This window comes from Nocardia sp. CNS-044 (assembly GCF_059570515.1).
In genome coordinates, this window is the sequence record NZ_JCANSX010000006.1 from 949936 (window position 1) to 976492 (window position 26557).

21 protein-coding genes are annotated in these 26557 nt (G+C 69.2%); 9 read left to right on the forward strand and 12 right to left on the reverse strand.

Going from position 1 to position 26557, the window contains the following annotated elements:
- Nucleotides 1-222 precede the first annotated feature (222 nt).
- The 4 genes from T333_RS13135 to sucC all read right to left on the reverse strand — a co-directional run bounded on the left by T333_RS13135 (nt 223) and on the right by sucC (nt 5247).
- The gene (locus T333_RS13135; RefSeq protein ID WP_496424579.1) at nt 223-1764 is read right to left on the reverse strand and encodes a cell division protein PerM; all 1542 of its coding nucleotides are present in this window, start codon (nt 1762-1764) and stop codon (nt 223-225) included.
- Between the two features lie 161 nt (nt 1765-1925).
- Nucleotides 1926-2984 carry a DUF5336 domain-containing protein gene (locus T333_RS13140; RefSeq protein WP_496424580.1) on the reverse strand — a complete coding sequence of 353 codons (1059 nt, stop codon included), beginning with the start codon at nt 2982-2984 and terminating at the stop codon, nt 1926-1928.
- Nucleotides 2985-3154: 170 nt separating this feature from the next.
- Nucleotides 3155-4069 carry a succinate--CoA ligase subunit alpha gene (gene sucD / locus T333_RS13145; RefSeq protein ID WP_355002128.1) on the reverse strand — a complete coding sequence of 305 codons (915 nt, stop codon included), beginning with the start codon at nt 4067-4069 and terminating at the stop codon, nt 3155-3157.
- 11 nt (nt 4070-4080) lie between these two features.
- The gene (sucC, locus tag T333_RS13150; protein WP_496424581.1) at nt 4081-5247 is read right to left on the reverse strand and encodes an ADP-forming succinate--CoA ligase subunit beta; all 1167 of its coding nucleotides are present in this window, start codon (nt 5245-5247) and stop codon (nt 4081-4083) included.
- A gap of 565 nt (nt 5248-5812) precedes the next feature.
- Between sucC and T333_RS13155 the strand changes: the two genes are divergently transcribed.
- Together T333_RS13155 and T333_RS13160 are read left to right on the forward strand one after the other, a co-directional pair.
- Nucleotides 5813-7162: a M23 family metallopeptidase gene (locus T333_RS13155; protein WP_496424582.1), complete on the forward strand. Its 1350-nt coding sequence runs from the start codon at nt 5813-5815 to the stop codon at nt 7160-7162.
- Between the two features lie 54 nt (nt 7163-7216).
- On the forward strand, nt 7217-8596 hold the full coding sequence (locus T333_RS13160; protein WP_496424583.1) for a DUF1731 domain-containing protein: 1380 nt from the start codon (nt 7217-7219) through the stop codon (nt 8594-8596).
- 242 nt (nt 8597-8838) lie between these two features.
- Here the strand turns inward: T333_RS13160 and T333_RS13165 are convergent, their stop codons facing one another.
- Both T333_RS13165 and pcrA read right to left on the reverse strand, forming a co-directional pair.
- On the reverse strand, nt 8839-9264 hold the full coding sequence (locus tag T333_RS13165) for a hypothetical protein (protein ID WP_357255552.1): 426 nt from the start codon (nt 9262-9264) through the stop codon (nt 8839-8841).
- Between the two features lie 301 nt (nt 9265-9565).
- Nucleotides 9566-12322 carry a DNA helicase PcrA gene (gene pcrA / locus T333_RS13170; RefSeq protein ID WP_496424584.1) on the reverse strand — a complete coding sequence of 919 codons (2757 nt, stop codon included), beginning with the start codon at nt 12320-12322 and terminating at the stop codon, nt 9566-9568.
- A gap of 385 nt (nt 12323-12707) precedes the next feature.
- Between pcrA and T333_RS13175 the strand changes: the two genes are divergently transcribed.
- Nucleotides 12708-13001, forward strand: a complete 294-nt coding sequence (locus tag T333_RS13175) for a chorismate mutase (protein WP_084482917.1) — start codon at nt 12708-12710, stop codon at nt 12999-13001.
- 92 nt (nt 13002-13093) lie between these two features.
- On the opposite strand, the gene T333_RS13180 is transcribed toward T333_RS13175, so the two are convergent.
- The gene (locus tag T333_RS13180; protein ID WP_496424585.1) at nt 13094-14548 is read right to left on the reverse strand and encodes an NAD-dependent succinate-semialdehyde dehydrogenase; all 1455 of its coding nucleotides are present in this window, start codon (nt 14546-14548) and stop codon (nt 13094-13096) included.
- A 107-nt stretch (nt 14549-14655) separates the two neighbouring features.
- On the opposite strand from T333_RS13180, the gene pgi reads away from it, so the two are divergent.
- On the forward strand, nt 14656-16293 hold the full coding sequence (pgi, locus tag T333_RS13185) for a glucose-6-phosphate isomerase (protein ID WP_496424586.1): 1638 nt from the start codon (nt 14656-14658) through the stop codon (nt 16291-16293).
- Nucleotides 16294-16299: 6 nt separating this feature from the next.
- On the opposite strand, the gene T333_RS13190 is transcribed toward pgi, so the two are convergent.
- The 4 genes from T333_RS13190 to T333_RS13205 all read right to left on the reverse strand — a co-directional run bounded on the left by T333_RS13190 (nt 16300) and on the right by T333_RS13205 (nt 19999).
- Nucleotides 16300-16905, reverse strand: coding sequence for a potassium channel family protein (locus tag T333_RS13190; RefSeq protein ID WP_355002135.1), 606 nt, complete (start codon nt 16903-16905; stop codon nt 16300-16302).
- A gap of 173 nt (nt 16906-17078) precedes the next feature.
- Entirely contained in the window at nt 17079-17744 is a 666-nt protein-coding gene (locus T333_RS13195) for a nucleoside/nucleotide kinase family protein (protein ID WP_496424587.1), read from the reverse strand.
- Nucleotides 17745-17757: 13 nt separating this feature from the next.
- Nucleotides 17758-19380: an acyl-CoA dehydrogenase family protein gene (locus tag T333_RS13200; protein ID WP_496424588.1), complete on the reverse strand. Its 1623-nt coding sequence runs from the start codon at nt 19378-19380 to the stop codon at nt 17758-17760.
- Nucleotides 19367-19999 (reverse strand): TetR/AcrR family transcriptional regulator, encoded by a 633-nt coding sequence (locus tag T333_RS13205; RefSeq protein ID WP_496424589.1) that lies wholly within the window; start codon nt 19997-19999, stop codon nt 19367-19369. Before T333_RS13205 ends, T333_RS13200 begins: the two co-directional genes overlap by 14 nt.
- A gap of 124 nt (nt 20000-20123) precedes the next feature.
- Between T333_RS13205 and T333_RS13210 the strand changes: the two genes are divergently transcribed.
- Both T333_RS13210 and T333_RS13215 read left to right on the forward strand, forming a co-directional pair.
- On the forward strand, nt 20124-20885 hold the full coding sequence (locus T333_RS13210) for a crotonase/enoyl-CoA hydratase family protein (protein ID WP_355002139.1): 762 nt from the start codon (nt 20124-20126) through the stop codon (nt 20883-20885).
- A 2-nt stretch (nt 20886-20887) separates the two neighbouring features.
- Complete coding sequence (locus tag T333_RS13215; RefSeq protein ID WP_496424590.1) at nt 20888-22297, forward strand: hypothetical protein; 1410 nt, start codon at nt 20888-20890, stop codon at nt 22295-22297.
- Nucleotides 22298-22399: 102 nt separating this feature from the next.
- On the opposite strand, the gene T333_RS13220 is transcribed toward T333_RS13215, so the two are convergent.
- Nucleotides 22400-23089 (reverse strand): pyridoxamine 5'-phosphate oxidase family protein, encoded by a 690-nt coding sequence (locus T333_RS13220; protein ID WP_357255568.1) that lies wholly within the window; start codon nt 23087-23089, stop codon nt 22400-22402.
- 80 nt (nt 23090-23169) lie between these two features.
- On the opposite strand from T333_RS13220, the gene pdxR reads away from it, so the two are divergent.
- The 3 genes from pdxR to T333_RS13235 all read left to right on the forward strand — a co-directional run bounded on the left by pdxR (nt 23170) and on the right by T333_RS13235 (nt 26434).
- Nucleotides 23170-24600: a MocR-like pyridoxine biosynthesis transcription factor PdxR gene (gene pdxR, locus T333_RS13225; protein ID WP_496424591.1), complete on the forward strand. Its 1431-nt coding sequence runs from the start codon at nt 23170-23172 to the stop codon at nt 24598-24600.
- A 155-nt stretch (nt 24601-24755) separates the two neighbouring features.
- Nucleotides 24756-25001, forward strand: coding sequence for a DUF2630 family protein (locus T333_RS13230; protein ID WP_355002143.1), 246 nt, complete (start codon nt 24756-24758; stop codon nt 24999-25001).
- Entirely contained in the window at nt 24998-26434 is a 1437-nt protein-coding gene (locus T333_RS13235; protein ID WP_496424592.1) for a dihydrolipoyl dehydrogenase family protein, read from the forward strand. Before T333_RS13230 ends, T333_RS13235 begins: the two co-directional genes overlap by 4 nt.
- The last annotated feature ends 123 nt before the right edge of the window (nt 26435-26557 follow it).

Below are 26557 nucleotides of genomic sequence, written 5' to 3' on the forward strand. Positions count from 1 at the left end.
GAAGGTGACCACGACCAGGTACCAGCCGGTGAAGGTGACATTCAGTCCACTACGACCATTCCGACCGAAGATGACCTCCAGCTGGCGTCGGCCGGTGAGGGTGACATTCAGTCGGGACGGTCGGGCGAGTGCGACGAGCCGGGGCCGGTGGGGCTGGTGGTGTTGGTAGAGCTGGCCTCGAAATCGGCGCGGCCGTGCGGCGGTCGTCGACGGGGTCTGCCGCTAGCGCCGGGCGTCGGGGTGGGGGTCGAGGTCGGCGTCGGGCTCGATGACCTCGGCGTCGACGATGTCCGGCGCGGCTTGGCGTGGGGCGGTGGTGGGAGTGGGCGGCTCATCGATGAGTTCGCCGTCGAGGGCTTCGTCGGGCTCGTCCTCGTAGAGCGAGTCGTCCTCGTCGTGCGGGTCGTCGTCGTGGTACCGGTCGTCGTAGTACTCGTCGTCTCGGTAGTGGTCGTCGCGGTAGTCGTCGTCGTAGTCGCCGTCCGCGTAGCGGTAGCCGTCGGATTCGTAGTCGTCCGAGTCGTCGTAGTAGTAGTCCGCGTCGGTGTCGTAGTAGTCCGCGTCGTAATCGTCGTCGTAGTCGTAGCCCGGCAGCACCGCGCCGACCGGAGCGATGAAGTACCTGGCGCAGACCAGGCCGACGTAGCCCGCCCCGGCCAGCCATAGGAAACTCACCAGGGCGAAGATCGGCAGCTCCAGCCCGACCCGCCCGAAGGAGCCGAGTTCTCCGCCCGCCAGCGCACCGAGCAGCACGAGCGACAAGGTCGCCACACCGGCGGAGGTCAGTGTCGCCCACGGCGCGGTGCGGCGGTCGCCGGATGTGCGTGCGGCGTCCACGCCGCCGAGCGCGCCGACCGCCGCGGGGATCACCAGCAACACCGCCCACCAGGCCGCCGCCGGTCCGGTCGGCACCGCCGCGATCACCGGCACCGCCGGAACCGGTCCGCCGACCACGCCGAACAGGCCGATCGAGGCCGCACCGAAATTCGCGCCCGCGCCCATCAGGACGCCGAGCGCGCCGAGCACGACATTCGGCAGGTAGGCCAACGAGAGCAGTGTCAGACCGATGAAGCCCCAAGCATTTCCGGCGGAGCGGTAGGTATCGCCGACGGCGCCCCAGTGCGCGAGAAACGACACCAGGGTGACCGCCGCGGCGCAGCCGAGCAGGCGAAGCACCGTGCGGCCCGCGCCGTAGACGCCCGCGATCGCCCATTCGGGTGCGCGCACCAGGTCGAAGATCCGGCGTCGCATCCGCAGCGCGATACCGGCGCAGGCAGCGAGTAGGTGCAGGAAGACGACCCAGCCGAAGGAGGCGAGGCTGTTCGGCGGTTGCAGCGCGACCACGGCGGAGGCGTCCTCCGCGACGGCCAGGCAGACCGCGGTGAGCAGCAGCGGCCCGCCGAGCGCGGCCCCCACCACCCAACCGAGCTCGGTGCGCGAACTGTTCGGCGCCACCGCGTGGTAGCACTCCCGCCCTGCCGCGCCGAGCAGCAGCGCGGTCGGCAACAGCGGAAGAAGACCGAGCGTAGTTTTCCCGATCACCAACGGAACCTGGTGCACCGCAAGCCAGCTCGCGGCGATGGCGCCGGAGGCGCCCGCCAGTCCGCTGTCCGCGGCGAGCAATGTGACCAGCGCGAGCACCACGATCGCGCTGAGCGCGAAGGTGGCCGGGCGGGCCGCGACGAGCAGCAGGACCCTGGCGCGTTCCGGGGTGAGGGACAGGAACCCGGATTCGTCGGCTTCGGACGGATGACCGCTACTCATCGGCGATTCCGATGTGTCGGGTTCCCCACCGGTCCAGCGGACGAGAGAGTTCCGTGACGAGTTCATGGCACTTCAGCGTGACACCTTTCCCGAGGTGAGCGGGTCAGGCGCGCCGCGAGCACCCACCCGGTCCGGGTAGGTGCTCGCGGTACCTGCGTCTCTTACTTGTTGTCGTCGGACGGGCGGAACGCCTGGGTGGCGTCGCTCGCCGGGTCGGACGGCTTCTCGCCGCCGAACGGCTGGCCCTGCTGGGCCTGACCGTAACCGGGCGCACCGTACTGCTGCTGACCGGACTGCCCGCCGCCGAAGTGCTGCGTGGCGCTCTCATCCGGACGCGGCTGCTGCTGCGGCTGCGCGGGCGCGGCGCCGTACGGCGAACCCTGCTGCGGCGCACCGTAACCCGGCTGCTGACCGTAGGACTGCTGGCCGTAGGTCTGGCCCGGCTGCTGCTGACCGTAAGTCGGCTGGCTCGGCTGGCTCTGGCCGTACGGCTGCTGCTGCGACTGGTACTGCTGGCCGGTGCCGTAGCCCGCCTGGCCGTAGGTCTGGCCCGGCTGCTGACCGTAGACCGGCTGGCTCGGCTGGCTCTGCTGGCCGTACTGACCGGCCTGGCCGAACTGCTGCTGGCCGTAGCCACCCTGAGCCTGACCGCCGAAACCGGCCTGCGCGCCCTGCGCGGACGCGGGCTTGGGGGCGGGCGCCTTGATCATGCCCGCCTCGAACAGCACCGCGGCGACCGCGACGCCGGTCTGCACCAGCGCGAGGAAGATCAGCACCCACGCGCCGAACTCCGCGGTGAGCTGGTCCGGTAGCGCGATGGTCTGGAACAGCAGGAGGAGGAAGCCCGCGGCCGACGCGGCGGCGGCCGCGCCCTTCCAATTCTGCTTGGGCAGCAACGAGAATCCGGCGAGAAGACCGCCGAGCAGCAGCAGCCCGAGCGCGCCGGGCGCGCCGAACAGCGTGAAACCGCTGTAACTGTCGCCGGTGATGGTGGCGCCGGAGCGCTCGATCTCCTCCACCGCGAACGGCAGGAATCCGAGCAGGAAGTTGATCACGCCGAGCGCTGCGACACCGACCACCAGGAAGAACGGCAGCCCCTTGGCATCGGAACCGGAAGCGCTCGCACCTGTGCCTGCACCACCAGCGGTCTGGCTCGGGCTGGATGGTGCGGAGGGCGTCGCGGGTGTGTTGTACCCGGAGCCCCCGGTCGGGTATGACATGTCGTCGTCTCCTACGTCGAGTCGTTGTTCGGCTGGATCTCTCTTGACGCTACTGCACTCGCCCCTTCGGGTCATCCTCGAACAACTGGTCAGACGACCCGGCGGACGGACGACGAGGGCCACCTTTCCAGCGGAAAGGCGGCCCTCGTAACGATTTCGTTCGAACCGAATCAGGCGCTGATGCTTGCCTTCTCCAGGATCTCGCGAGCGAGCGCGGCGGTCTCCGACGGCGTCTTGCCGACCTTGACGCCCGCGGCCTCCAGCGCGTCCTTCTTCGCCTGGGCGGTGCCCGCCGAGCCGGAGACGATCGCGCCCGCGTGGCCCATGGTCTTGCCCTCGGGGGCGGTGAAGCCCGCGACGTAGCCGACCACCGGCTTGGTGACGTTGGCCTTGATGTAGGCCGCGGCCCGCTCCTCGGCGTCGCCGCCGATCTCGCCGATCATGACGATGAGCTTGGTCTCCGGGTCCTTCTCGAACGCCTCGATGGCGTCGATGTGGGTGGTGCCGATGACCGGGTCGCCGCCGATGCCGATGGCGGTCGAGAAGCCGAAATCGCGCAGCTCGTACATCATCTGGTAGGTCAGCGTGCCGGACTTCGAGACCAGGCCGACCGGGCCCTTGCCGGTGATGTTGGCCGGGGTGATGCCGACCAGCGACTCGCCGGGGGTGATGATGCCGGGGCAGTTCGGGCCGATGATCCGGGTCTTGTTGCCCTTCTCCACGTTGTAGGCCCACGCGTAGGCGGTGTCCTGCACCGGGATGCCCTCGGTGATGACCACCAGCAGCGGGATCTCCGCGTCGATGGCCTCGATGATGGCGTCCTTCGAGAACTTCGGCGGGACGAACGCGATGGACACGTCCGCGCCGGTCGCCTTGATCGCCTCTTCGACGGTGCCGAAAACCGGCAGCTCGATCGCGTTGCCGTCCTTGTCGGTGTGCGCGACGGTGGTGCCCGCCTTGCGCGCGTTGACACCGCCGACGACCTGGGTGCCCGCCTTGAGCATCAGCGCGGTGTGCTTGGTGCCCTCGCCGCCGGTGATGCCCTGGACGATGACCTTCGAGTCCTTGTTCAGGAAGATAGACATTTCCGGTTTCCTTACTTGGCCGCTGCCAGTTCGGCGGCCTTGTCGGCGCCTTCGTCCATTGTCTGCGCAAGCGTGATCAGCGGGTGCGCGGCGTCGACGAGGATCTTGCGGCCCTCGTCGACCTTGTTGCCGTCCAGACGCACGACCAGCGGCTTGTTCGCCTCGGAACCGAGGATCTCCAGCGCTTTGACGATGCCGTTCGCGACCGCGTCACAGGCGGTGATGCCGCCGAAGACGTTCACGAACACGCTCTTGACCTGCGCGTCGCCCAGAATGACGTCGAGCCCGGCCGCCATCACCTCGGCCGAGGCGCCGCCACCGATGTCGAGGAAGTTGGCGGGCTTGACGCCGCCGTGGTTCTCGCCCGCGTAGGCGACGACGTCCAGGGTCGACATGACCAGACCGGCGCCGTTGCCGATGATGCCGACCTCACCGTCGAGCTTGACGTAGTTGAGGTCGTTCTCCTTGGCCTTCAGCTCCAGCGGGTCGGTCGCGTCCTTGTCCGCGAACGCCTCGTGGCCGGGCTGCCGGAACTCGGCGTTCTCGTCCAGGGTGACCTTGCCGTCCAGGGCGAGGATCTCGTCCTGGGGGGTGCGCACCAGCGGGTTGACCTCGACCAGGGTGGCGTCCTCCTTGATGAACACCTCCCACAGCTTCTGAATGGTCACCGCCGCGGCGTCCAGCACGTCGGCGGGCAGGTGGCCCTGCTCGGCGATCGAACGCGCGAACGCGAGGTCGACACCCTTGACGGCGTCGACGGGGACCTTGGCGAGGCGCTCGGGCTTGGTCGCGGCGACCTCTTCGATCTCCATGCCGCCCTCGACCGAGCACATCGCCAGGTAGGTCCGGTTGGAGCGGTCGAGCAGGAAGGAGATGTAGTACTCCTCCGCGATGTCCTTGGCCTCGGCGACCAGGATCTTCTTGGTGACGTGGCCCTTGATGTCCAGGCCGATGATGTTCTGCGCGTGCGTGAACGCGTCCTCCGGGGTGGCGGCGTACTTGACGCCACCCGCCTTACCGCGGCCACCGGCCTTGACCTGGGCCTTGATCATCACCGGCTTGCCGATTTCCTCCGCGATGGCGCGGGCGTCCTCGGCCGTGTCCGTGACGCGGCCCTCGGACGAAGGCACTCCGTGCTTAACGAAGAGCTCCTTCGCCTGATATTCGAAGAGATCCATGTACTCACCGTCTCGTCTGCGTTGTGATGACAACGTCTTTGTTGGCGGCCCGACGTCGGAAGCGGGTCGGGTCGGACTCTAACCAGTCACATGGAGGGCCAATCGGCCACGTTCATCCTAAGTGGCGCAGGTCACGGGCGGCGCCGCCGGTCGGAAAAACCGCTGGCCAAGGCTACTGGCGAGTAGTTTGTTGGGGGTTTGCCAGGTAGAGCCGCTCGAGTCGGGAGCGGACGGCGATCTACTACAAATCGTCGTCGGCGAACCTCACTCGAGTGCCCCGGAAATAGTGAGTTATTCCGTGCTGTTACGGTGATCAATCTCACATGTTTGGATAGATCGACCGCAACGCTTGCGGACCCCGCAATCGTTTCGTTACCGTAAATGCGGTCGAAGTCACAACTAGGTTACGACCCCGTTGTTCCAAGGATCCAGGAGGACGGCAAGCCTTGATGCAGCACAGCGCTCCGTGGGCGGTGAGTCGCTCCGCGGACCAGCCTTCGACGTCGACCTTCTGCCGATTTCTCGGCACCGTGACCATCTCCCGCTCCACGATGTGGCACCGCCGATGAACCACCGCTCCACCCTCGCTCCCGGCAATCGCTCTCGCTCGGGACATCGTTATCGCGACGACGACGAATCCTTCGATCACGGTGATCACGGCCGACGCGCCTTCCCGTCGTCGAACAGCCGTTACGCAGGCGCCACGGGCGCAACCGCATACTCCAGTGCCGCAGGCGCGACCGGATACGCGGCCGATTACGCCGCCGAGGGCGCGCACCACGACGAGAACACGGGCGCGTGGTCCGCGAATACCGAATGGGCCGAGCAGAATTCGTGGTCCGACGGCGGCGCGTGGACCGCCGACAACTCTTGGTCGCCGGACGCGGACGAGGCGTGGACGCCGCAGGCCGACAACGGATGGACCGCCGACAGCGCGTGGACCGCGCAGCCCGGAGCGGCTTGGACCGAACAGGGCGACAACTCCTGGGGCGCCGAGGCCGGCAACGGATGGTCCGAGGGCGGTGACGCCTGGACCGAAGCTTCCGAGAACGACTGGTCCGCCGAGCACTCCTGGTCTTCCGAGAACACCTGGTCTGCCGAAGAGGCTTGGGGCGACGGGGAGGAGCCGACCGCAGGCTCCGCGACGCCGACCGTCATCCCGGCCAGAGATCCCAGCAGACGTGGTGGCGCGCACCGGATGCCCGCGCCCCCCACCGCGCTCAAGGGCCGCGCCGCGGTCGTCGCCGTCGCGGCGGGCGCTGTCGTCGCCGCGGGACAGGCCGCGATGGCCTCGCCCGAGCAGCCCTCGCACACCATCGACTACGAGGCCGCGGGACAGATCCACGAGATCGCCGCCCAGTCGGTCAGCATGGCCGACCCGAACTCCTCGCCCGACTCGCCGCAGGTGCTGAACGTCTCCAGCCCGGCGAATCTCGGTCAGTTCAACGACATCCTGGAGAAGGGCCGCAAGTACGCGGAGGATCTCGCCGCCGCGGAGGCCGCGAAGCTGCGCCCGCTGTTCGCGCGCTTCGCCGCGGGCAACTTCACTTCCGGTTTCGGCGCCCGCTGGGGCGTCCAGCACCTCGGCATCGACGTCGCCGGCCCGATCGGCACCCCGATCTACGCGGTCGCCGACGGCACCGTCATCGAGGCGGGCCCGGCCGCGGGCTTCGGCATGTGGGTGCGGCTGCTGCACGACGACGGCACCGTCACCATCTACGGCCACATCGACACCGCCACGGTCTCCCAGGGCGAGCGCGTGTTGGCGGGCGACCAGATCGCCACCATGGGCAACCGCGGCTTCTCCACCGGCCCGCATGTCCACTTCGAGGTCTGGCTCAACGGCGTCGACAAGGTCGACCCGCTGCCCTGGCTGGCGACCCGCGGCATCGGCCTCGGCCCCCGGCGCGACTGACGAGTGAGCAACGGCACGCTTCCCGTGCCGTTGTCCACGTTCTAGCGTCGGGTCATGGCTCGTACATCGACGTACACCCAATTCCTGGCGCTCCCACCGGAACTCGTGTGGCGGGTGGTCGGTGATCCCGCGCGCTGGCCCGAATGGAACCCGGCCGTCGCCTCGGTGCGGCTACACGGTCCCGTCGAAGTCGGGGCGACCGGCGACTATCTGCCGCGCGGACGCTTCGTCGGCGCGCTGCACGGTCGGACCGCGCCACCGTTCTCGATCACCGTGCTGCGCCCCGAACGCGAACTGACCATCGAGCAGCCGGAACCGGCGGGGCTGATGCGGCTGACCTGGCGGCTGGCTCCTGTCGACGGCGGTACGAACCTCACCCAGGAACTGTCTTTCTCCGGGCCCTCGGCGGTCGCGGCGCGGGCCGTTGTCCCCCGTCTGCTGGAGGCCGATCTCCGCGTCTGCTTCGCCCGGCTGGCCCGGCTGGCCGGTCTCACTCCCGAACCGGACGCGCTGACGGCGGTGATCGCGGGCGGCACCGGCGCACTCGGCAGACACCTCGCCGCCGACCTCACCTGCCGCGGCCAGCGGGTCACCATTCTGACCCGCCGCCGCGACCCCGGGCTGCCGTTCGACCAGGTCGAATGGGACGGCAAGTCGGTCGGCGAATGGGTTGCGGCACTTCGGAATCCGGTTCCCACCGCGATCGTCAACCTGGCGGGCAAGCTGGTGGACTGCCGCCCCACCGAACGCAACATCGCCGAATTGCGCAGCAGCCGAGTCGATCCCACCAGCGCATTGGTGGCGGCCGCCGCCACGTTGGCCGCGCCCGTCGACTACTGGGTACAGGCCAGCACCACCGCGATCTGGTCGGACGCGGGCGAAACCCGTTGCACCGAAACCACTCCGCTGCCCGTCGGCCTACCCCAGATGACCGGCGTGGCCGAACCGTGGGAGCGCGCGTTCGCCGGTGCGAACACCGCGCACCACACCATCCTCCGCACGTCCATCGTGCTCGACCCGGACGCCCCCGCGCTGCGGCGGCTCTGCCAGCTGACCAAGGCCGGGCTCGGAGGTCGAGTCGGATCGGGCGACCAGTGGTTCAGCTGGATTCACATCGAGGATTGGTTGGCCATCGTCCGCGCGGCACTCGGTCTGGACCCCACAGTCGCTCTCCCGGACGGAATCCTGGTGGCCGCCACCGATTTCCCGGTACGAAACCGAGAACTGATGCGCACACTCCGGCGACACCTCCACCGACCGCCCGCCCCGCCAACCCCCGAGGTGATGCTGAAACTCGGCGCGGTGCTGCTGCGCTCGGACGCGGCACTGGGATCGACGGGCCGACACGCTACCTCGGCCATATTGAAGCCAGCCGGCTTCCAATTCCGCTATCCACAGCTGGACGACGCCCTCGAATCTCTGCTACCGCACTGACCACCGACATTGCCAAAATCGACGGTAGTCAAATGGCGATAGCCCCCTGGACAAACGAAACACAACAGCCCCAAACGACCAATCAGAAACGCAACCACAGCCGGTCGACCACGCCAGAAGCCGAACCCACGCCCACCGACTGCGGGAGGTAAGCCGGGTACGGCACCCGACGCGCCCAGCATCGTTCGAGGAATACCTGGGTGGGCCAAACCATTTGGACCGGGCGACCCCGGGCATCGCCCCTACGGCGCCGCGACGACCGCCAACCCCACCAACGCGACCACCTTCACAACCTCCAACCCGACATACCAGTAATGCGCATGCGACCGCGGTAACTCTTCTCCCGCGAGCACCCGATCGGACCTGCGAGTCAGCGGCGGCCGAACCACGAGAATCTGCACAGCCAGAACCCCGACCGCGATCCCCAACCACACCCACGTCCCCACACCGGGCCCGACCACCACCGCACTCAGCACCAGCAGCCCCGCGAACACCGCCTCCGCGATATTCAACGCGCGGAACACGATCCGCCCGATACCCAACCCCAACGCCAGGGTCACGCCCGGCGCACGGAACTTCAGCGGCGCTTCGAGGAACGAGATGGCCAGCACCATGCCGAGCCACAGCATGGGCAAGAACCACACCAGATGTTGCGCGAGGGTCTCCATGCGCCGGACGCTACCGGCTTCTAGCGGCCTCCGGCAGGGGCCAAAGGTACCTCCGCCGTCACTTCCCCATTACGCGCCACCACCGGCCGACAGCGTCCACCACGCAGGCGGCCCCGCCTCAACCAGGCCCAGGCCACGGCCCATGAGCACGGCGCTCGACGACGTTCGTACGCAGCGCGCCTACCGCCACGGCCTCCGACAGATCGAACGGACCTCTCCGCTCATTTCGGCCGCCAGCCAACCCAGCGCCCACCGCCAACCTCGCCGCCTCAGCGGACCGACCAACCGGACGGCGCACCGCTCAGAGCTTCACCAACGTCCGGCTGTACTGCGGAATCAAGCGGATCTTGCCCGCCGTACCGAAGTCGATCGTCACCGTCGCCAGCGGGCCGAAGCCTTCCGCGGCGATCACACGGCCCAGGCCGTACTTGTCGTCGCTGACCCGGTCGCCGACCGCCAGCACCAGATTGGTGTTGTTGCGGGTGGCTCCGCCCGGTGCCGGGCGACGCGGGCCGCGGTCGGGGCGCACGCCCGGTCGCTCGGACCAGCCGTCGCCTCGGGTCCAGTCGCGTTCCAGTCCGTCGTCGTCGCCGCGCCGCCGGATGCCGCGGCTGGCGGCGGAACCGGCCGGTTCCAGTCGACGCCAGTCCATCAGGTGGCCCGGGATCTCCTGGAGGAAGCGCGACTCCGGGTTGGACACCGGCTGTCCCCAGCCGGAGCGGACCACCGCGCGGGTCAGGTAGAGCCGTTGCCGGGCTCGGGTGATGCCCACGTACGCGAGGCGGCGCTCCTCGGCGAGTTCGGTGGGATCGCCCAACGCGCGCATGTGCGGGAACTGCCCGTCCTCCCAGCCGGTCACGAAGACCACCGGGAACTCCAGGCCCTTGGCCGTGTGCAGCGTCATCATCGTGACGACGCCGGACCCTTCGTCCGGGATCTGGTCGGTGTCGGCGACCAGCGAGACGCGCTCCAAGAACGCCGCGAGCGAGCCCGGATCCGGTTCGCCCTCGCCGAGATCGGGCACGATGCCCTCCTCGCGAGCCGCGACCGCGTTGTTGTACGCCTCGGAGCTGAACTCGCGCGCCACGCTGACCAACTCGTTCAGGTTGTCCAGCCGGGCGCCGTCCTGCGGGTCGTCGGAGGCCTCGAGCTCGGCGCGGTACCCGGTGCGATCGAGCACCGCCTCCACCACATTGCCCACGTCCGGGAAGTCCGCGTCGGCCTGGACACCGGCCGCCCTGATCTCCTCGAGCAGATCGAGGAACCCGGCGATCGCCCGCTGCGCACGGGTGTTGAGCAGCGCGACCTTGCCGTCGGCGGCATCGCGCAGCGCCGCGGCGAAACCGATGTCGCGCTGTTCGGCGTGCACCGCGACGCACGCCTCGGCGCGGTCGCCGATGCCGCGGCGCGGGGTGTTCAGGATGCGGCGCAAGCTCACCGCGTCGTTGGGGTTCTCCAGCACGCGCAGGTAGGCGACGATGTCGCGGACTTCCTTGCGCTCGTAGAAGCGGACGCCGCCGACCACCTTGTACGGCAGACCCATCCGGATGAAGATCTCTTCCAGCGCACGGGAGTTGTTGTTGGTGCGGTAGAACACCGCGACATCGCTGTAGTTGGCGTCGCCCTGGTCGACCAGCCGGTCGATTTCCCGTGCGACGAACGAGGCCTCGTCGTGCTCGTTGTCGGCCACGTAGCCGACGATCAGGTCGCCCTCGCCGGAATCGGTCCACAGTCGCTTGTCGCGCCTGTTCTCGTTGCGCGAGATGACCGCGTTCGCCGCCGACAGAATGTGCTGGGTGGAGCGGTAGTTCTGCTCCAGCAGAATGGTTTCCGCGTCCGGGAAATCGCGCTCGAATTCCTCGATGTTGCGAATGGTCGCGCCGCGGAAGGCGTAGATGGACTGATCGGCGTCGCCGACGACGCACAGTTCGCTCGGCGGCGCGGCGTCCTCGTTCGGCTCCCCCTCGCCCGTGTGGTGGCCGACCAGTTCGCGCACCAGCACGTATTGCGCGTGGTTGGTGTCCTGGTACTCGTCGACGAGCACGTGCCGGAAGCGGCGGCGGTAGTACTCCGCGACCTGCGGGTGGTTCTGCAACAGTGCGACCGTCTCGCCGATCAGGTCGTCGAAGTCGAGCGCGTTGGCCGCGCGCAGCCGCCGCTGGTATTCGGTGTAGACGCGGGCCACCAAACCGGGCAGTTCGGTGTCGTCGGATTCGGCGTCCGCGGTGGCCTGCTCCGGCCCGATCAACTCGTTCTTCAGATTCGAGATGGCGGTCGCCAGAAGGCGCGCGGAGTATTTCTTCGTATCGATGTCGAAGTCGCGGCTGATCATCGTCAGCAATCGCCGGGAATCATCGGCGTCGTAGATCGAGAAATTGGAATTCAAGCCGGGCAGCAGCGCCGCCTGCATACGCAGGATCCGCACACAACTGGAGTGGAATGTGGAAACCCACATGTTGTTGGCGCGCGGCCCGACCAGGCCGATCACCCGCTCCCGCATCTCCGCGGCAGCCTTGTTGGTGAAGGTGATCGCCAGGATCTGGCCCGGCGTCACGCCGCGGGCGGCGAGTAGATAGGCGATGCGGCGGGTCAGCACGGCCGTCTTGCCCGAGCCCGCGCCCGCGACGATGAGCAGCGGCGAACCGGTGTGCACCACGGCGGCCCGCTGCTGTGGATTGAGCCCGTCGAGCAGTCGCTCGGCTTCCTCGGCGCGTTGCCGATCCCGCTCGGCGCGTCGCTCGGCCTGCTCGTCGGCGCGCCGCTGTGCTTGTTCGGCCAAGGAGGCCGGTGCTTGTTCGGCCAAGGAGGCAGGTGCCTGTTCGGTGAGAGAGACCGGCGCTTGTTCGGCCAGAGAGACCGGCGCCTGCTCCGCCGAAGTGAGCGGCGCCTGCTCCGCCGAGGCGGGTAGCTCCGCCGATGACTGCGGCGACTCCCCCGCACCGGGCGCGCCGGAGAGCCCCGCCGCCCGGCCCGCGTGGGCCTGCGGCTGCGGAGCGGGGTTCACGTCCTGATGCCGGTTCCGACCGGCCTGCGTCTGAGGAGCCACCGTGATATCCATTGCCCATCCACGCTACCGGCGGCCCCCGACACAGGCGAAGCCCCCGGGTGCGCTCCCGGCTCCGCGGCGATCACCGGCTAACATTCAGTGAACACATCGCGGCGCGCGACCCTGCAAATCTGTGCGACTCGTTCTCAGCAGATTCACAAAATCAGACGTTTTGCATCGGTTCGGCCGCGTGGCAGACTGGCCCCCATGGTCAGCCTTGCCGCGATGCACCCGATTCGGTTACCCGCCGGATATCGGTCTCGCGGAGCCTTGTAGCCGACCACACGCGTCTGGGGGGACTAATGAAGCCCCTCAGGTCTGTTTCACGGTGAAAGAACCGGACGGTAACGCGCCGCGCGCAGTAGCCGATCCACGTTCTGACACGAGGAGATGAATGATGAGCACTTCTGCCACGACCACCGGGTCCGACGCGGCGCTGCCGCAGTCAGAGGCGGAGATCGACAAGCTCCGCAAGGAGATCGACCAGCTCGATGCCGAGATCCTCGCCGCCATCAAGCGACGCAGTGAGATCTCCCGGCTGATCGGACGGACTCGGATGGCCTCCGGTGGCCCGCGACTGGTGCACAGTCGCGAGATGAAGGTGCTCGAGCGCTTCAGCGAACTCGGCCAGGAGGGGCACACCCTCGCCATGCTGCTGCTACGTCTGGGGCGCGGCCGCCTCGGCCACTGATCCCTCGCTTTCCGGCCGCGAAGTCACCGCTGCCACAGACCGCCCCGGGTGTCGAAACCTCGGGGCGGTCCTTGCGTTTCAGGCCGTGGTTATCAGGTCAGCGCGATGTACTTCGTCGACAGGTACTCCTCGATGCCCTCGGTACCGCCCTCGCGGCCGAAACCGGAGGCCTTCACGCCGCCGAACGGCGCGGCCGGATCCGAGATGACACCCCGGTTGACGCCGACCATGCCCGACTCCAAGCCCTCTGCCACCCGCAGCGCGCGATCCAGCGTCCTGGTGTAGACGTAGGCGACCAAGCCGAATTCGGTGTCGTTGGCGGCGGCGATGCCCTCTTCCTCGGTCTCGAAGCCGACGATCGGCGCGACCGGACCGAACACCTCTTCGCGCAGAATCCTGGCCTGCGGCGGCACGTCGCTGAGAATGGTGGCCGGGTAGAACCAGCCGGGTCCGCCGGGAGCCTTGCCGCCGAGGCGAACCCGCGCGCCCGCCGCGACCGCGTCGTCGACGAGCTCGCCGACGGTGGTGAGCTGGTCCTCGTTGATCAGCGGTCCGAGGGTCGTCTCGGGATCGGTGCCCGGTCCCATGGTGACCGAGTTCGTCATCGCCTCGGCGAATTTGGCGGTGAACTCCTCGAGCACACCGTTCTGCACGTGGAACCGGTTGGCCGCGGTGCACGCCTCGCCGCCGTTGCGCAGCTTCGCCAGCATCGCGCCCTGCACCGCCGCATCGATGTCGGCGTCGTCGAACACCACGAACGGCGCGTTGCCGCCGAGTTCCATCGAGGTGCGCAGCAGTCCGTGCGCGGACTGTTCCACCAGCTTCTTGCCGACCTCGGTGGACCCCGTGAAGGTGAGCTTGCGCAGGCGCGGGTCCTCCAGCAAGGGGCCGGTCACGGCGCTGGAACGGCTGGTCGTGATGACCGAGAGCACTCCGTCGGGCAGTCCGGCCTCGTGGCACAGCTTCGCGAGCAGCAGCATCGTCAGCGGCGTCTCCGAGGCGGGCTTGACGATCATGGTGCAGCCCGCGGCCAGGGCGGGGCCGATCTTGCGGGTGCCCATGGCCAGCGGGAAATTCCACGGCGTGATGGCGAGACAGGGGCCGACCGGCTGCTTGTGCACCATGATCCGGCCGGTGCCCGAGGGCGCGTGCAGGTAGCGCCCGTGCACCCGCACCGCCTCCTCACTGAACCACCGGAAGAACTCGGCGCCGTAGCGCACCTCGTTGCGGCTCTCCGGCAGCGCCTTGCCCATCTCCAGGGTCATCAGCAGCGCGAATTCCTCGGCTCGCGCGGTGATCTGCTCGAACACCGCGCGCAGGATCTCGCCGCGCTCCCTTGCCGAGGTCGCCGCCCATTCGGCCTGCACGGCGACCGCGGCGTCGAGCGCGCGCATCGCGTCGCCCGGGCTCGCGTCGGCGACTCGGATCAGCACCTCCCCGTTCGCGGGATTGTGCACCGGAAAGGTGGCGCCGCCCTCGGCGTCGACGGGCCCGCCGATCCACAGCTGCGTCGGTACGGATTGGAGTAGTTCGCGTTCGGACACCATGTCGCCAGCGTAGGCCGCGCACCGCTACCACGCCCGGCACCGACGCGACCCCGGATTGCCCGCCTCAGCCGTGCGTCGGCGCCGCGCGGTGAGTACGCTCGGCGGACGTGAGCAGCGACATCACCGCATCGGCGGCATGGCGGAAACTGCACGATCACTACGGCGCCGTGTCCGAGCGACACCTACGAGAGATCTTCGCGGACGACCCGGAGCGCGGTCGTGAGCTGACCGTCCAGGTGGGCGACCTGCACATCGACTACAGCAAGCACCGGGTCACCCGGGAAACCTTGCAGCTACTCGTCGAATTGGCACACGAGGCAGGGGTGGCCGAGCGGCGCGACGCCATGTTCGCGGGCGCGCACATCAACACCTCCGAGGACCGCGCGGTCGGCCACGTCGCCCTGCGGCTGCCCGCGGGCGAGTCGATGACCATCGACGGCGCCGACGCGGGCGCCGAGGTGCACGAAGTGCTGCGGCGGATGGGCGAATTCACCGACGCGCTGCGCTCGGGCGAGTGGCGCGGCGCCACCGGCGAGCGGATCAGCACCGTGGTGAACATCGGCATCGGCGGCTCGGACCTCGGTCCGGTGATGGTGCACCAGGCGCTGCGCCACTACGCCGACGCGGGGATCGGCGCCCGCTTCGTCTCCAACGTCGATCCCGCCGACCTGGTCGCCGAGCTCGTCGGCCTCGATCCGGCAACCACGCTTTTCATCGTTGCTTCCAAGACCTTTTCGACGCTCGAGACCCTGACCAACGCCACCGCCGCGCGCCGCTGGCTGGTGGCCGCGCTCGGTGAGGACGCGGTCGCCAAGCATTTCGTCGCGGTCTCCACCAATGCCGAGCGGGTGGCCGAATTCGGCATCGACACCGCCAACATGTTCGGTTTCTGGGATTGGGTCGGCGGCCGCTATTCCGTGGATTCGGCGATCGGCCTTTCGGTGATGGCCACCATCGGCAAGGAGCGATTCGCGGAATTCCTGGCCGGAATGCACACCGTCGACGTGCATTTCGCGAACGCGCCGCTGGAGGCGAACGCGCCGGTGCTGCTCGGCCTGATCGGCGTCTGGTACTCGAATTTCTTCGGCGCGGAATCCCGCGCGGTGCTGCCTTATTCGAACGATCTGGCCCGTTTCCCGGCCTATTTGCAGCAGCTCACCATGGAGTCGAACGGCAAATCGGTACGCGCCGACGGCACCCCGGTCACCACCTCCACCGGCGAGATCTTCTGGGGCGAGCCGGGCACCAACGGCCAGCACGCCTTCTATCAGCTGCTGCACCAGGGCACCCGCCTCATCCCCGCCGACTTCATCGGATTCGCCCGTCCCACCGACGATCTGGCGACCCGCGACGGCACCGGCAGCATGCACGACATCCTGATGAGCAACCTGTTCGCGCAGACCAAGGTGCTCGCGTTCGGCAAGACCGCCGAGGAGATCGCCGCCGAGGGCGCCGACCCGAAGGTGGTGCCGCACAAGGTGATGCCGGGCAACCGTCCGAGCACGAGCATTCTGGCGCCGCAGCTCACGCCTTCGGTGGTCGGCCAGCTCATCGCGCTCTACGAGCACCAGGTCTTCATCGAGGGCAGCATCTGGGGCATCGACAGCTTCGACCAGTGGGGCGTCGAACTCGGCAAGCAGCAAGCCTTGGCCCTCGCCCCGCTGCTCACCGCCGCCGAAGAGCCCGCGCCGCAGGACGATTCGTCCACCGACGCGCTCATCCGCTGGTACCGCGCCAACCGCTGAGGGCGCTCAACGATCCCCGGTCGGGTCTTCCGGCCGGGGATTACGTGTGTCGTCGGCGCCGTGCTCCGGTTCGGCGACTTGGGCTCGGCGCGCGGCCACCTCCAGCCGGTGGGTGATTCCCGTGCTGACGATGGCCAGCAGGCTGCCGATCACGACGAGGTCGAAGACGATCTGCACCATCGTCGCGATCCGCGCTGCCTGGCCGGTCGCGTGGATGTCGCCGTATCCGACCGTACCCAGCGTGACGATGGTGTAGTAGAGCGCGTCGGTGCGGGTTTCGAGGCCCTCGAACTGGCCGGGGTAATGCACCGCGAGACGGTAGTAGTACAGCGCGAAGAACATGGCGACCACGCACAGCATCAACAGCATGCCGTCGACGCGGCCGCCGGTCGCCTGTGGTTCGCGCAGGTAGCGGTTGATTCGGCGGGCCGTCAGCCAAATGAGGCCCCCGACTCCGGCGAGGAAGGCCGTCAGTCCGGCCACCCTGCCCGGCCAACTGTCCGCGAAGTTCCACTCCATCGGGACGCCGTAGAAGAACAGGAGCGCGCACACCAGCGCGGCGACGTTGCGCAGCACGTGCCTGCTCCCCGAAACCCGCCGCGTGTTCGTCATGGGTCAATGATCGGCGCGCTCGGGTGGTCGGGGACTGACCCACGCCGGGCGATTCGCCGACATTGCCGCACGGACGCGCCGGGTTGGTTCGGTCGAGTCGCACGGCAGCAATCGACGCACCACCCATCGCGCCGAGGTAGATGGCCGGATGCATCCGGCCGTAACGAGCGCGATCACCCGACGACGAAGTAGCGCCCGTCTCGCTCACGCAGCACGAGGTCGGCGCGGTCGCGGGTCGCGCTCACGAGGTCGGCATTGCGTAGATCGCTGTCCATCACCTTGATCCTGGCCGCCTCCGCCGACCTCCCGCCGAGCAGATGCCGTTTCAACAGGCGCTGCTCCAGCACGGCGCGGTCGGCGTCGAGGTACCAGCACTCGTCGAGTTCCTTGCGCACCGCGGACCAGTCGCCGTCCAACAGCAGGTAGTTGCCCTCGGTGATGGCGACCCACTGGTTCACGAAGACCACACCCGCGGGCGTCGGCTCGTCCGAGGCTCGATCGAACGTCGGCCACGGCACCGGCGTCCCGTGCGGAATGCCGCGCAGGCGGCGCAGGTTCTCGACGAAGCCCGCGACGTCGAATGTGTCGGGTTCGCCCTTGCGCGCCAGGTGTCCCGCCGCGCGGAGCCGCGCGTTGGACAGGTGGTAGCCGTCCATCGGCGCGATCTCGGCCGCCGGGCCGCCCACTTCGGTGACGAAGGTGTCGCGGAGCAGCACCGACAGCGTCGATTTGCCCGCGCCGGGCGGTCCGGCGATGCCGAGCAGGTACCGCCGCTCGGGATGTTCGGCCACTCGATCCAGCACCCGCCGCACCAGCCGGTACAACGGAATCTCGATCACTACCGAGTACCCGTCATGCGACGAAGGCCCGTTCGATGATCGCGCCGGTGTCCACGCCGGTCGGCAGGGTACCGAAGGCGATGCCCCAGTCGTCGCCGAGCCGGCTGGCGCAGAAGGCGTCCGCGACCGCGGGGTGACCGTGGCGGACCAGCTGCGCGCCCTGTAGGACCAGCGCCATCAGTTCCACGACGCGGCGGGCTCGGTATTCGATGTCGCTGAGATCGGCCAGTTCCTTGCCGACCTTGGCGATGGCGTCGTCCAGCCGCGGGTTCGCGCCCTTGGCCAGCGAGATCTCGTTGAAGTAGGCCTCGACGGTCTCCGGCTGACGGCCCATGGCGCGCAACGCGTCCAGCGCGGCCACATTGCCCGAGCCCTCCCAGATCGACATCAGCGGCGCCTCGCGATAGAGCCGCGGCATTCCCGACTCCTCGGCATATCCGTTGCCGCCCAAGCACTCCAGCGCCTCCGCGGAATGCGACGGCGCGCGCTTGCACACCCAGTACTTGGTGACCGCGAGGGCGATGCGGCGCAGCGCGGACTCGGCGGGATCGGAACTCGACCGGTCCGTGGCTCCGGCGAGGCGCATCATGACGGTGGTCGCGGCGTCGGACTCGATCACCAGGTCGGCGAGCACATTGCGCATGGCGGGCTGGTCGATCAGCTTGGCGCCGAATGCTTCTCGGTGCCTGGCGTGGTGCACGGCGTAGACGACGCCGGCCCGCATGTTGGTCGCGGAACCGATCACGCAGTCCAGGCGAGTCATGTTCACCATCTCGATGATGGTCTTCACGCCCGCGCCTTCCGCGCCGACCAGCCAGCCGGTGGCGTTCTCGTATTCGATCTCCGAGGAGGCGTTGGACTTGTTGCCCAGCTTGTCCTTGAGCCGTTGGATGCGAATGGGATTGCGCGTGCCGTCCGGCAGCACCCGGGGCAGCAGGAAGCAAGACAGACCAGCGGGCGCCTGGGCCAGTGTCAGGAACATGTCCGACATCGGCGCGGAGGTGAACCACTTGTGCCCGACGATGCGGTAGCTGCCGTCCGGCTGCGGGGTCGCCGTGGTGGTGTTGGCCCGCACGTCGGAGCCGCCCTGCTTCTCCGTCATCGACATGCCCGCGATCAGCCCGGCCTTGGTCGACGGTTCACGGAGGCCGAAATCGTAAGTGCGGGAGGCGAGCAGCGGTTCGTACTTCGCGGCGAGCTCGGGGTTGTTCCGGAGCGCGGGCACGATCGCGTAGGTCATCGAGATGGGACACATGTGTCCCGCGTCGGCGACGCCCCAGGTGTAGAACTTGGCGGCACGGGCGGTGTGCGCGCCCGGCCGGTCGTCGGTCCACGGCGAGCCGTGCAGACCGTGCTCGACCGCCACCCGCATCAGATCGTGCCAGTGCGGGTGGAATTCGACCTCGTCGACGCGATTGCCATAGCGGTCGTGGGTGTGCAGCACCGGCGGGTACTCGTTCGCCAGCCTGCCCCACTCCTGCGCCGCGAAATCGCCCGCGAGCCTGCCGAGTTCGCGCACCTCGTCCTCGGCCCAGCCCGCGCCCTCGCGGCGCAGGCCCTCCAGCAGCGCCGGGTTGCGCGCGGCGTCGAAGGGCACGATGTTCGGGACCTGGTTGAAGACCTCATGAGTCTGCATCGGACACTCCTGATCTCTCGGCGCTCACCGGCACGCCGAGGGCGCGGATGGCGAAGGTGACGAGTTGGGGAACAACGGATTCGGCGTGCGGCGCGGCGGCGAGCGGGCCGACGAGCACCTCGCCGATGGCGCCGACGAGGGCGGCGGCGCTGGTGCGCGGGTCCTGCGCGGGCAGTTCACCGGCCGCGACGCCGTCGGCCACCGCGGATTCGAAGGCCTCGGCGAAGGCGCGGCGGAAGCGCAGGCGCTCGGCGTCGACCACGGTGTCGACCGGCTCGACGAGCAGCACGTAGGCGAGCTTGGGGTTCTTCATCGCGCGCCCGGCGAAGGTCTCCACGGCCGCGGTCACCCGCTCCACCGCGGCGCCGGTTCGGGCGGCCTCGGTGACGGCGGCGACCTCCCTGGCGACAACGGTGCGGAAGACCGCGGTCACCAGGTTCGCCTTGCCGTCGAAGTGCTTGTACACGGTTCCGGTGGCCACGCCCGCGCGGTTCGCGACCGCCGCCATCGACAGGCCCGCGAACCCGTCCTCGGAGAGGACCTTGGTCGCGGCCTGCACGATCAGCTGCTCTTGGGCGTCCAGGCGGGCCTGGACGGCAGGGGTCCTGCGGTACGCCACGAAAGAAGTGAATCACGGATTCACTTCTTCACACAAGGGCCCCGCCGTCGTATGGTCGAGGCGTGATCCATCCACACAGCACCGGCCCGCGACGCGGCGGGGCGGCAATCCGGAGGGGGCGTCGGTGAGCGTTCGCGTCGAGAAAAAAGGGCCCGTGACGACGGTGATCCTGCACCGGCCGCAGGCACGCAACGCGGTGGACGGTCCGACCGCCCACGCGCTGGCCGACGCCTTCCGCGAGTTCGACGCGGACCCCACCGCCGCGGTCGCGGTGTTCTGGGGCGAGGGCGGCACCTTCTGCGCGGGCGCCGACCTGAAGGCGCTCGGCACCGAACGGTCGAACCGCGCGGACGAGGACGGCGACGGGCCGATGGGCCCGACCAGGATGACCCTGTCCAAGCCGGTGATCGCCGCGATCTCCGGCTACGCCGTGGCGGGCGGGCTCGAGCTGGCGCTGTGGTGCGATCTGCGAGTCGCCGAGCAGGACAGCACCTTCGGCGTCTTCTGTCGCCGCTGGGGCGTGCCGCTCATCGACGGCGGCACGGTCCGGCTGCCGCGGATCATCGGCACCGGCCGCGCCATGGACCTGGTGCTGACCGGCCGCGCCGTCAGCGCACCGGAAGCGCTCCAGATAGGCCTGATCAACCGCGTCGTGCCGACCGGCGAGGCGCGCAACGCCGCCGAGGAACTCGCGGCCGAGCTCGCCGTACTGCCGCAGACGTGTTTGCGCTCGGACCGGATGTCGCTGCTCGAGCAGGACGGCATGGACGAGGACGCGGCCATCCGCAACGAATTCCGGCACGGACTCGCCGCGCTGGCCGACGGTGCGCTCGCGGGAGCCCAGCGGTTCGCCGCGGGCGCGGGACGGCACGGAGCCTCCGGCTGAGAATGGATCGCCTCGGCGTCGTCGACGAGATCTTCCTGCGCACCCACCGCGGGCTCGGCACCCCCATCGCCCTCCAGGGGCTGTGGCGGACCTCGGATCGCGTCGAACCCGCGCTCTTGCAACGGATTCACGACGCACTGCGCTCCGGGCCGTTGGGGCGCAGGGTGGTTCGTCCTCGTGTTCCCGGTGCGCGCCGCGGGTGGCGGGTGAACACCCGGGCCCATCCTCTGTTGTTCATCGATGATCCGCTTCCGACCTCCGCGTTGTTGCCGTGGGCGGACGACCTCGGGGCGGAGCTCGATCCGGAGTTCGGGCCGGGTTGGCGTCTCGCCGCGGCCTGGCTCGCGGACGGGGGGTCGGTTGTCGTGCTGACGTGTTCGCATGCGCTCGCGGATGCGCGGGGGCTGGTGTACGCGGTGGATGTCGCGCTGCGCGAGGTTGGCGGTACCGCGGGGGCAGCTCAGGCTCGGACCGAGTCGGCGCGTGCTGATCGACCGGATGCCGAGTCCGTCCGCCACGCGACATCTCTCCCGGACACGGATCGGCTTGCCGGTCGCGCTGCGGCGGAACCCAGTTCGCGGCGGTCAGGTGACGCGGCGGCTCGTGCTGCGGAATCGAGCACGGCCCGTTCGGCAGCTGCTCGCGAGTCCGATTGGGCGGACGCGCTCCGGCAGTGGTCGATCGTGGCGGGCGGCACGATTCGAGCACTGCGCCAAGGTATTCCGAAACGTCCCGCCTCCAGCGCACCGGCGCGTACGGGCGGGAGCGAACTGCGCGTGCACAGTGCGGTGGTGCAGTTCCGCGCCGCCGATTGGGACAGTGTGGCGAAGGGAACCGGCGGCACCGCGAACAGCCTGTTCATCCAGCTGGTCGCGAACCTGCTGTGGGACATCGGCTTTCCCGGCCCGACCATAGGAGCGAGCCTTCCCGTCGACACCCGCGACGAACCGCGGGTCGACAACGACCTGTCGATGACCGAGATCATCGTCGACCGCTCCGACACCCCCACGACGCTGCGCGCGAAGGCCCGCGCCGCCTACGAGCGCCGGATGACCAGCCCCGGCGGCATGCCCGAGGAACTGCTCCAAGTGATCCCCGACCGCTGGGCCTACGCCCTGTCCAAAGGCGCGGGCGAACGAGACATCTTGTGCTCCAATATCGGAACGCTGCCCGATTCACTGCGCACGATCGGCGCGCACCCCTGCACCGGCGTCGCCGCCCGCGCCATCCACCCGCACCTCACCCCCGCCCGCTTCCCCCGCACCCGCTTGTCCGGCTACCTGTGCCGCACCGGAGACGACTACGTCCTCTCCCTGGTCGGCCTCGACCCAGCCATCCAATCCGGCACGGCCCTATGCGAACTCACCGTCGAAGCCGCAACCCGCCTCGGCCTCGACGGCTCACCCTGGTGATTCACTCGACGCACCCGGAACGGATCGACCGGCAGCATTGAAGCCGCCCGGCATCGCAAGCGAATCGCCCGGCCTCCGCTTTCGCACGGCACCCCCAATCCCTCACCGCACGTATGAAACCCCCGATGCGCTCCGCTCGAGCACGTCGGGCGCCACCTGGATCCCGGCCGCGAGATCGGGGGAATCGATCGGTGCGCCCCACACCTGGCGCAGGGGCAGCACACCCGCCCACGTGGGGCTGTCCACATCCTCGGGGTCGTCCACCGGTCCGCCCGCGCGGACTTTGACCGAGGCCTCGGTCAGGTCGAGGGCCAGCACCATGGTCGCGGCGAGCTCCTTCTTGTTCGGCGGACGCACCCGGCTCCACGCGCCGGGCGCGGCGTGCTCGACGATGACCCGCAGGGCGTGCGTGCGCGCATCGGGATCGGTCAGTTCGACCGCCCGCCCGTGCACCACCGCCGAGCGGTAGTTCATCGAGAAGTGCATGGCGGAGCGGGCGTAGACGATGCCGTCGACGTGGGTGACCGCGACGGAGATGTCGGAGGTCATGGCGGCGCGCATGTTGCCAGAACCGGTCGACCCGTGCAGGTAGAGGGTGTCGCCGTCGCGGCCGTACGCGGTCGGCAACACCACGGGACTGCCACCGAGGAGGACGCCGAGGTGGCAGATCAGACCGGCGTCGAGCACGGCGTCGAGTTCGGCACGGTCGCTGCGGCCGCGTTCCTTCGACCGGGTCAGCGTGCTGCGCGGGGTCGGGGACAGGGGCGGGCGGGCGCTGATCGAATTGGTCATGAAGACAGCGTCGCGTGGGAAGTGGCATTCTGAAATAGCCAATTCAGTCTGATTCTCACAGTCCAATCCGAGGTTTCCGGATGCTCGACGAACTCCCGCTCACGCTCGACCGCGACGCGTCCGAACCGCTGTCGGTGCAGGTCGCCGACGGTCTGCGCGCCGCGGCGACCTCCGGTCTGCTGCGGACCTCGGACCGGCTGCCGTCCTCTCGGGCATTGGCGCAACGACTCGGCGTGAGCCGGACGGTGATCGCCGCGGCCTACGACCAGCTGCACGCCGAAGGCTGGATCGCGGGCAAACGGGGTTCGGGCACCTACCTGACCACCGCCCCGGCCGCCGCGCCCACCCATCACCGCGTCACCCTCGACGCCGCGGACGAAGGCCCCGGCTACGACCTCGGCCCCGGCGCGCCGTGCGTCGAGGCCATCGACCGAACGGCATGGCGTCGCGCCTGGCGCGCCGCCTCCGACCAGCCGCCGGTGGTGCGCAAAGACCGCGCGGGCGAACCGGAATACCGCGCGGCCGTGGCCGAACACCTGCTCCGCCATCGCGGATTGAGCGCGGGCAGCGACACCGTCGTATTGGCCACCGCCGGAACCAGTTCCGCCGTGGGCGAACTCGCCGCCGCGCTGCTGCGTCCCGGAGACGCCGTCGCCATGGAGGACCCCGGCTATCAGCGCGCGGCAGGCGCCTTTCTGGCCGCGGGAATCCGAGTGCTTCCGGTGCCGGTGGACGCCGAGGGTCTGCGGGTGGACGAGCTGCCGCCCAATATCGAAGCGGTGTATTGCACACCGGCGCACCAGTTTCCGCTCGGTGCGCGAATGCCCGCAGCTCGTCGGGTTCAGCTCGTCGAGTTCGCCAGACGCACGGGCACATTCGTCATCGAGGACGACTACGACGGTGAATTGCGTTACGACACCGCACCGCTGCCGCTGCTCGCCGCGATGGCGCCCGACGTCGTCGTGCACCTCGGCACCACGAGCAAGATCCTCTCCCCGGTCCTCGGCGTCGGCTGGCTGGTCGCGGCGCCCTGGATCGCCGCGGCGGTACTCGCGCATCGCGATCGCACCGGCACCTCGCCGAGCCCGGCGGGCCAACGCGTGCTCGTCGAACTCGCCGCGCACGGCGATCTCGCCAGGCACCTGCGCAGGCTCCGGCGCGCGCTCCCGCCGCGCCGGGAGCTCGTCGTCACCGAGCTGCGCCGCAGGAGTGCGACCGTGCTCGGCGACGACGCGGGTTCGCACGTCGTCGTGCCGCTGCCGACGGCGGAGGCCGAGCGACGCGCGGTCGCCACGGCCCGGGCGCGCGGCGTCGTCATCGACGGCCTGGCCCGGCATCACCTCTTCTCCCAGCACGACACGCGATCGGCGCCGCCGAGCACCTTCGGCATCGCCATCGGCTACGCGGCGCCGAGTTCGCGCGACCTCTACGCGGCCGTGCCGATCGTCGCCGACTGCCTCGCCGAAACACTGGCCAGGGGCAAGTCGATCGGGCCCGCCGACAGGGCCTAGATCCGCCCCTGACGACCGGATCACCCGCCCGCTTCGCGATCCAGCCCGTCTCCGACCGCACCCGCGCCCGCCGGACCCGGTCGTAGCATGGTCCATGACCGCAACCGGTCGCTGCACGTCCTGCCGTATACCTCCGAGTATCGAAGTGGTGACACATGACCGAACAGGACATCCTGGAACGCATCAAGCAACTGGTCGACGACGAGCACAAGCTGCGCTCCAAGGCGACCTCCGGCGAGGTGGACCCGGTGACCGAACGGCAGCGGCTGGCCGAGCTGGAGGTGATGCTCGACCAGTGCTGGGACCTGCTGCGGCAGCGCAGGGCCAGGATCGACGCGGGCGCCTCGCCCGACGAGGCGCAGGTCAGCTCGCCGCGCCAGGTCGAGGGCTATCTGCAGTGAGTTCCGAGCCGTCCGCCGAGTACGACGTCATCGTGATCGGCGGTGGGCCCGCGGGAGAGAACGCCGCCGCCTACGCCATCGCGGGCAGCGACCGCACCGCCGCCATCGTGGAGCGCGAACTGCTCGGCGGCGAGTGTTCCTATTGGGCCTGTATGCCGAGCAAAGCGCTGCTGCGCCCCGGACATCTGCTCGCCGCCGCCCGCGCCTTGCCCGGCATCGATGCCCACGGCTTGGACGCCAAGGCAGTGCTCGCCCACCGCGACCGGATCGTGCACGGCCACGACGACTCCGGCCAGGTCGAGTGGGCGGAAAGCAGCCGCATCGACGTGATCCGCGGCGCGGGGCGGCTTGCCGGAGAATGGTTGGTCGAGGTCGACGGCCGCACGCTGCGTGCCAGGCACGCGGTGGTGCTGGCGACCGGAACCCGAGCCCGCATCCCCGACGTGCCTGGCCTGCGCGATGCCCTGCCCTGGACCTCGCGCGACGCGACCAATCTGCACGAGATCCCGCAGCGCGTGGTGCTGGTCGGCGGCGGCGTGGTGGCTTGCGAGGCGGCGACCTGGCTCGCCGCGCTCGGCAGCGAGGTCACCGTGCTGGTGCGGGGCAAGGCGCTGCTCACCAATACCGAGCCGTTCGCGGGCGAGCGGGTCGCCGACGCATTCGCCGCTTCCGGTGTCCGGGTGCTGTTCGAGACCGAACCTGAGCGCGTCACACGCTCGGAGCCGAAGGACACCGGCGAGGGCCGGATCCACGGCGGCCCGGTCACCGTGTGGACGCGCGGCGCGCACACCGAAACGATCGAGGCCGACGAAATCGTGGTCGCGGCCGGGCGCGGACCCGCGACCGCGGAACTCGGGCTCGGGTCCGTCGGATTGGCGGACGGCTACGTCGAGGTGGACGACCACCTCTCGGCGCGCGACGTGCCAGGCCAGTGGCTGTACGCGGTGGGCGACGTGAATCACCGTGCGGCACTGACACATATGGGCAAGTACCAGGCCAGAGTCTGCGGTGACGTGATCGCCGCGCGCGCCGAGGACCGCCCGCTCGCCGGGGCGCGGTACGCCGCGACCGCCGACCACGAGCAGATCCCGCAGGTGGTGTTCACCGATCCCGAGGTCGCCTCGGTCGGCCTGACCGAAGCGGCGGCCCGGCGCGCGGGCTACGACGTGGACACCGTGGAGATCGATATCGCGGTCGCCGGCTCGACGCTGGCCCGCGAAAACTATTCCGGCCGAGCCAAGATCGTCATCGACACCGCCTCCGACACCCTGCTGGGCGCGACCTTCGTGGGACCCGAGATCGGCGAACTGCTGCACGCCGCCACCATCGCCGTCGTCGGCAAAGTCCCCGTCGACACCCTCTGGCACGCCGTACCCGCATATCCGACGGTCAGCGAGATCTGGCTGCGATTGCTGGAAGCCCGCCGCACATAGCTTTCGCCCAACCGCACGCTGCTTCTTGTTCTGGAAAGCTGCGGCAACGAAGCCAGAATCAGCTGGTGGGAACTAGTCGAGCGAGGACAGCTCGAACGAGAACCTGATCCAGTTACCATCGAT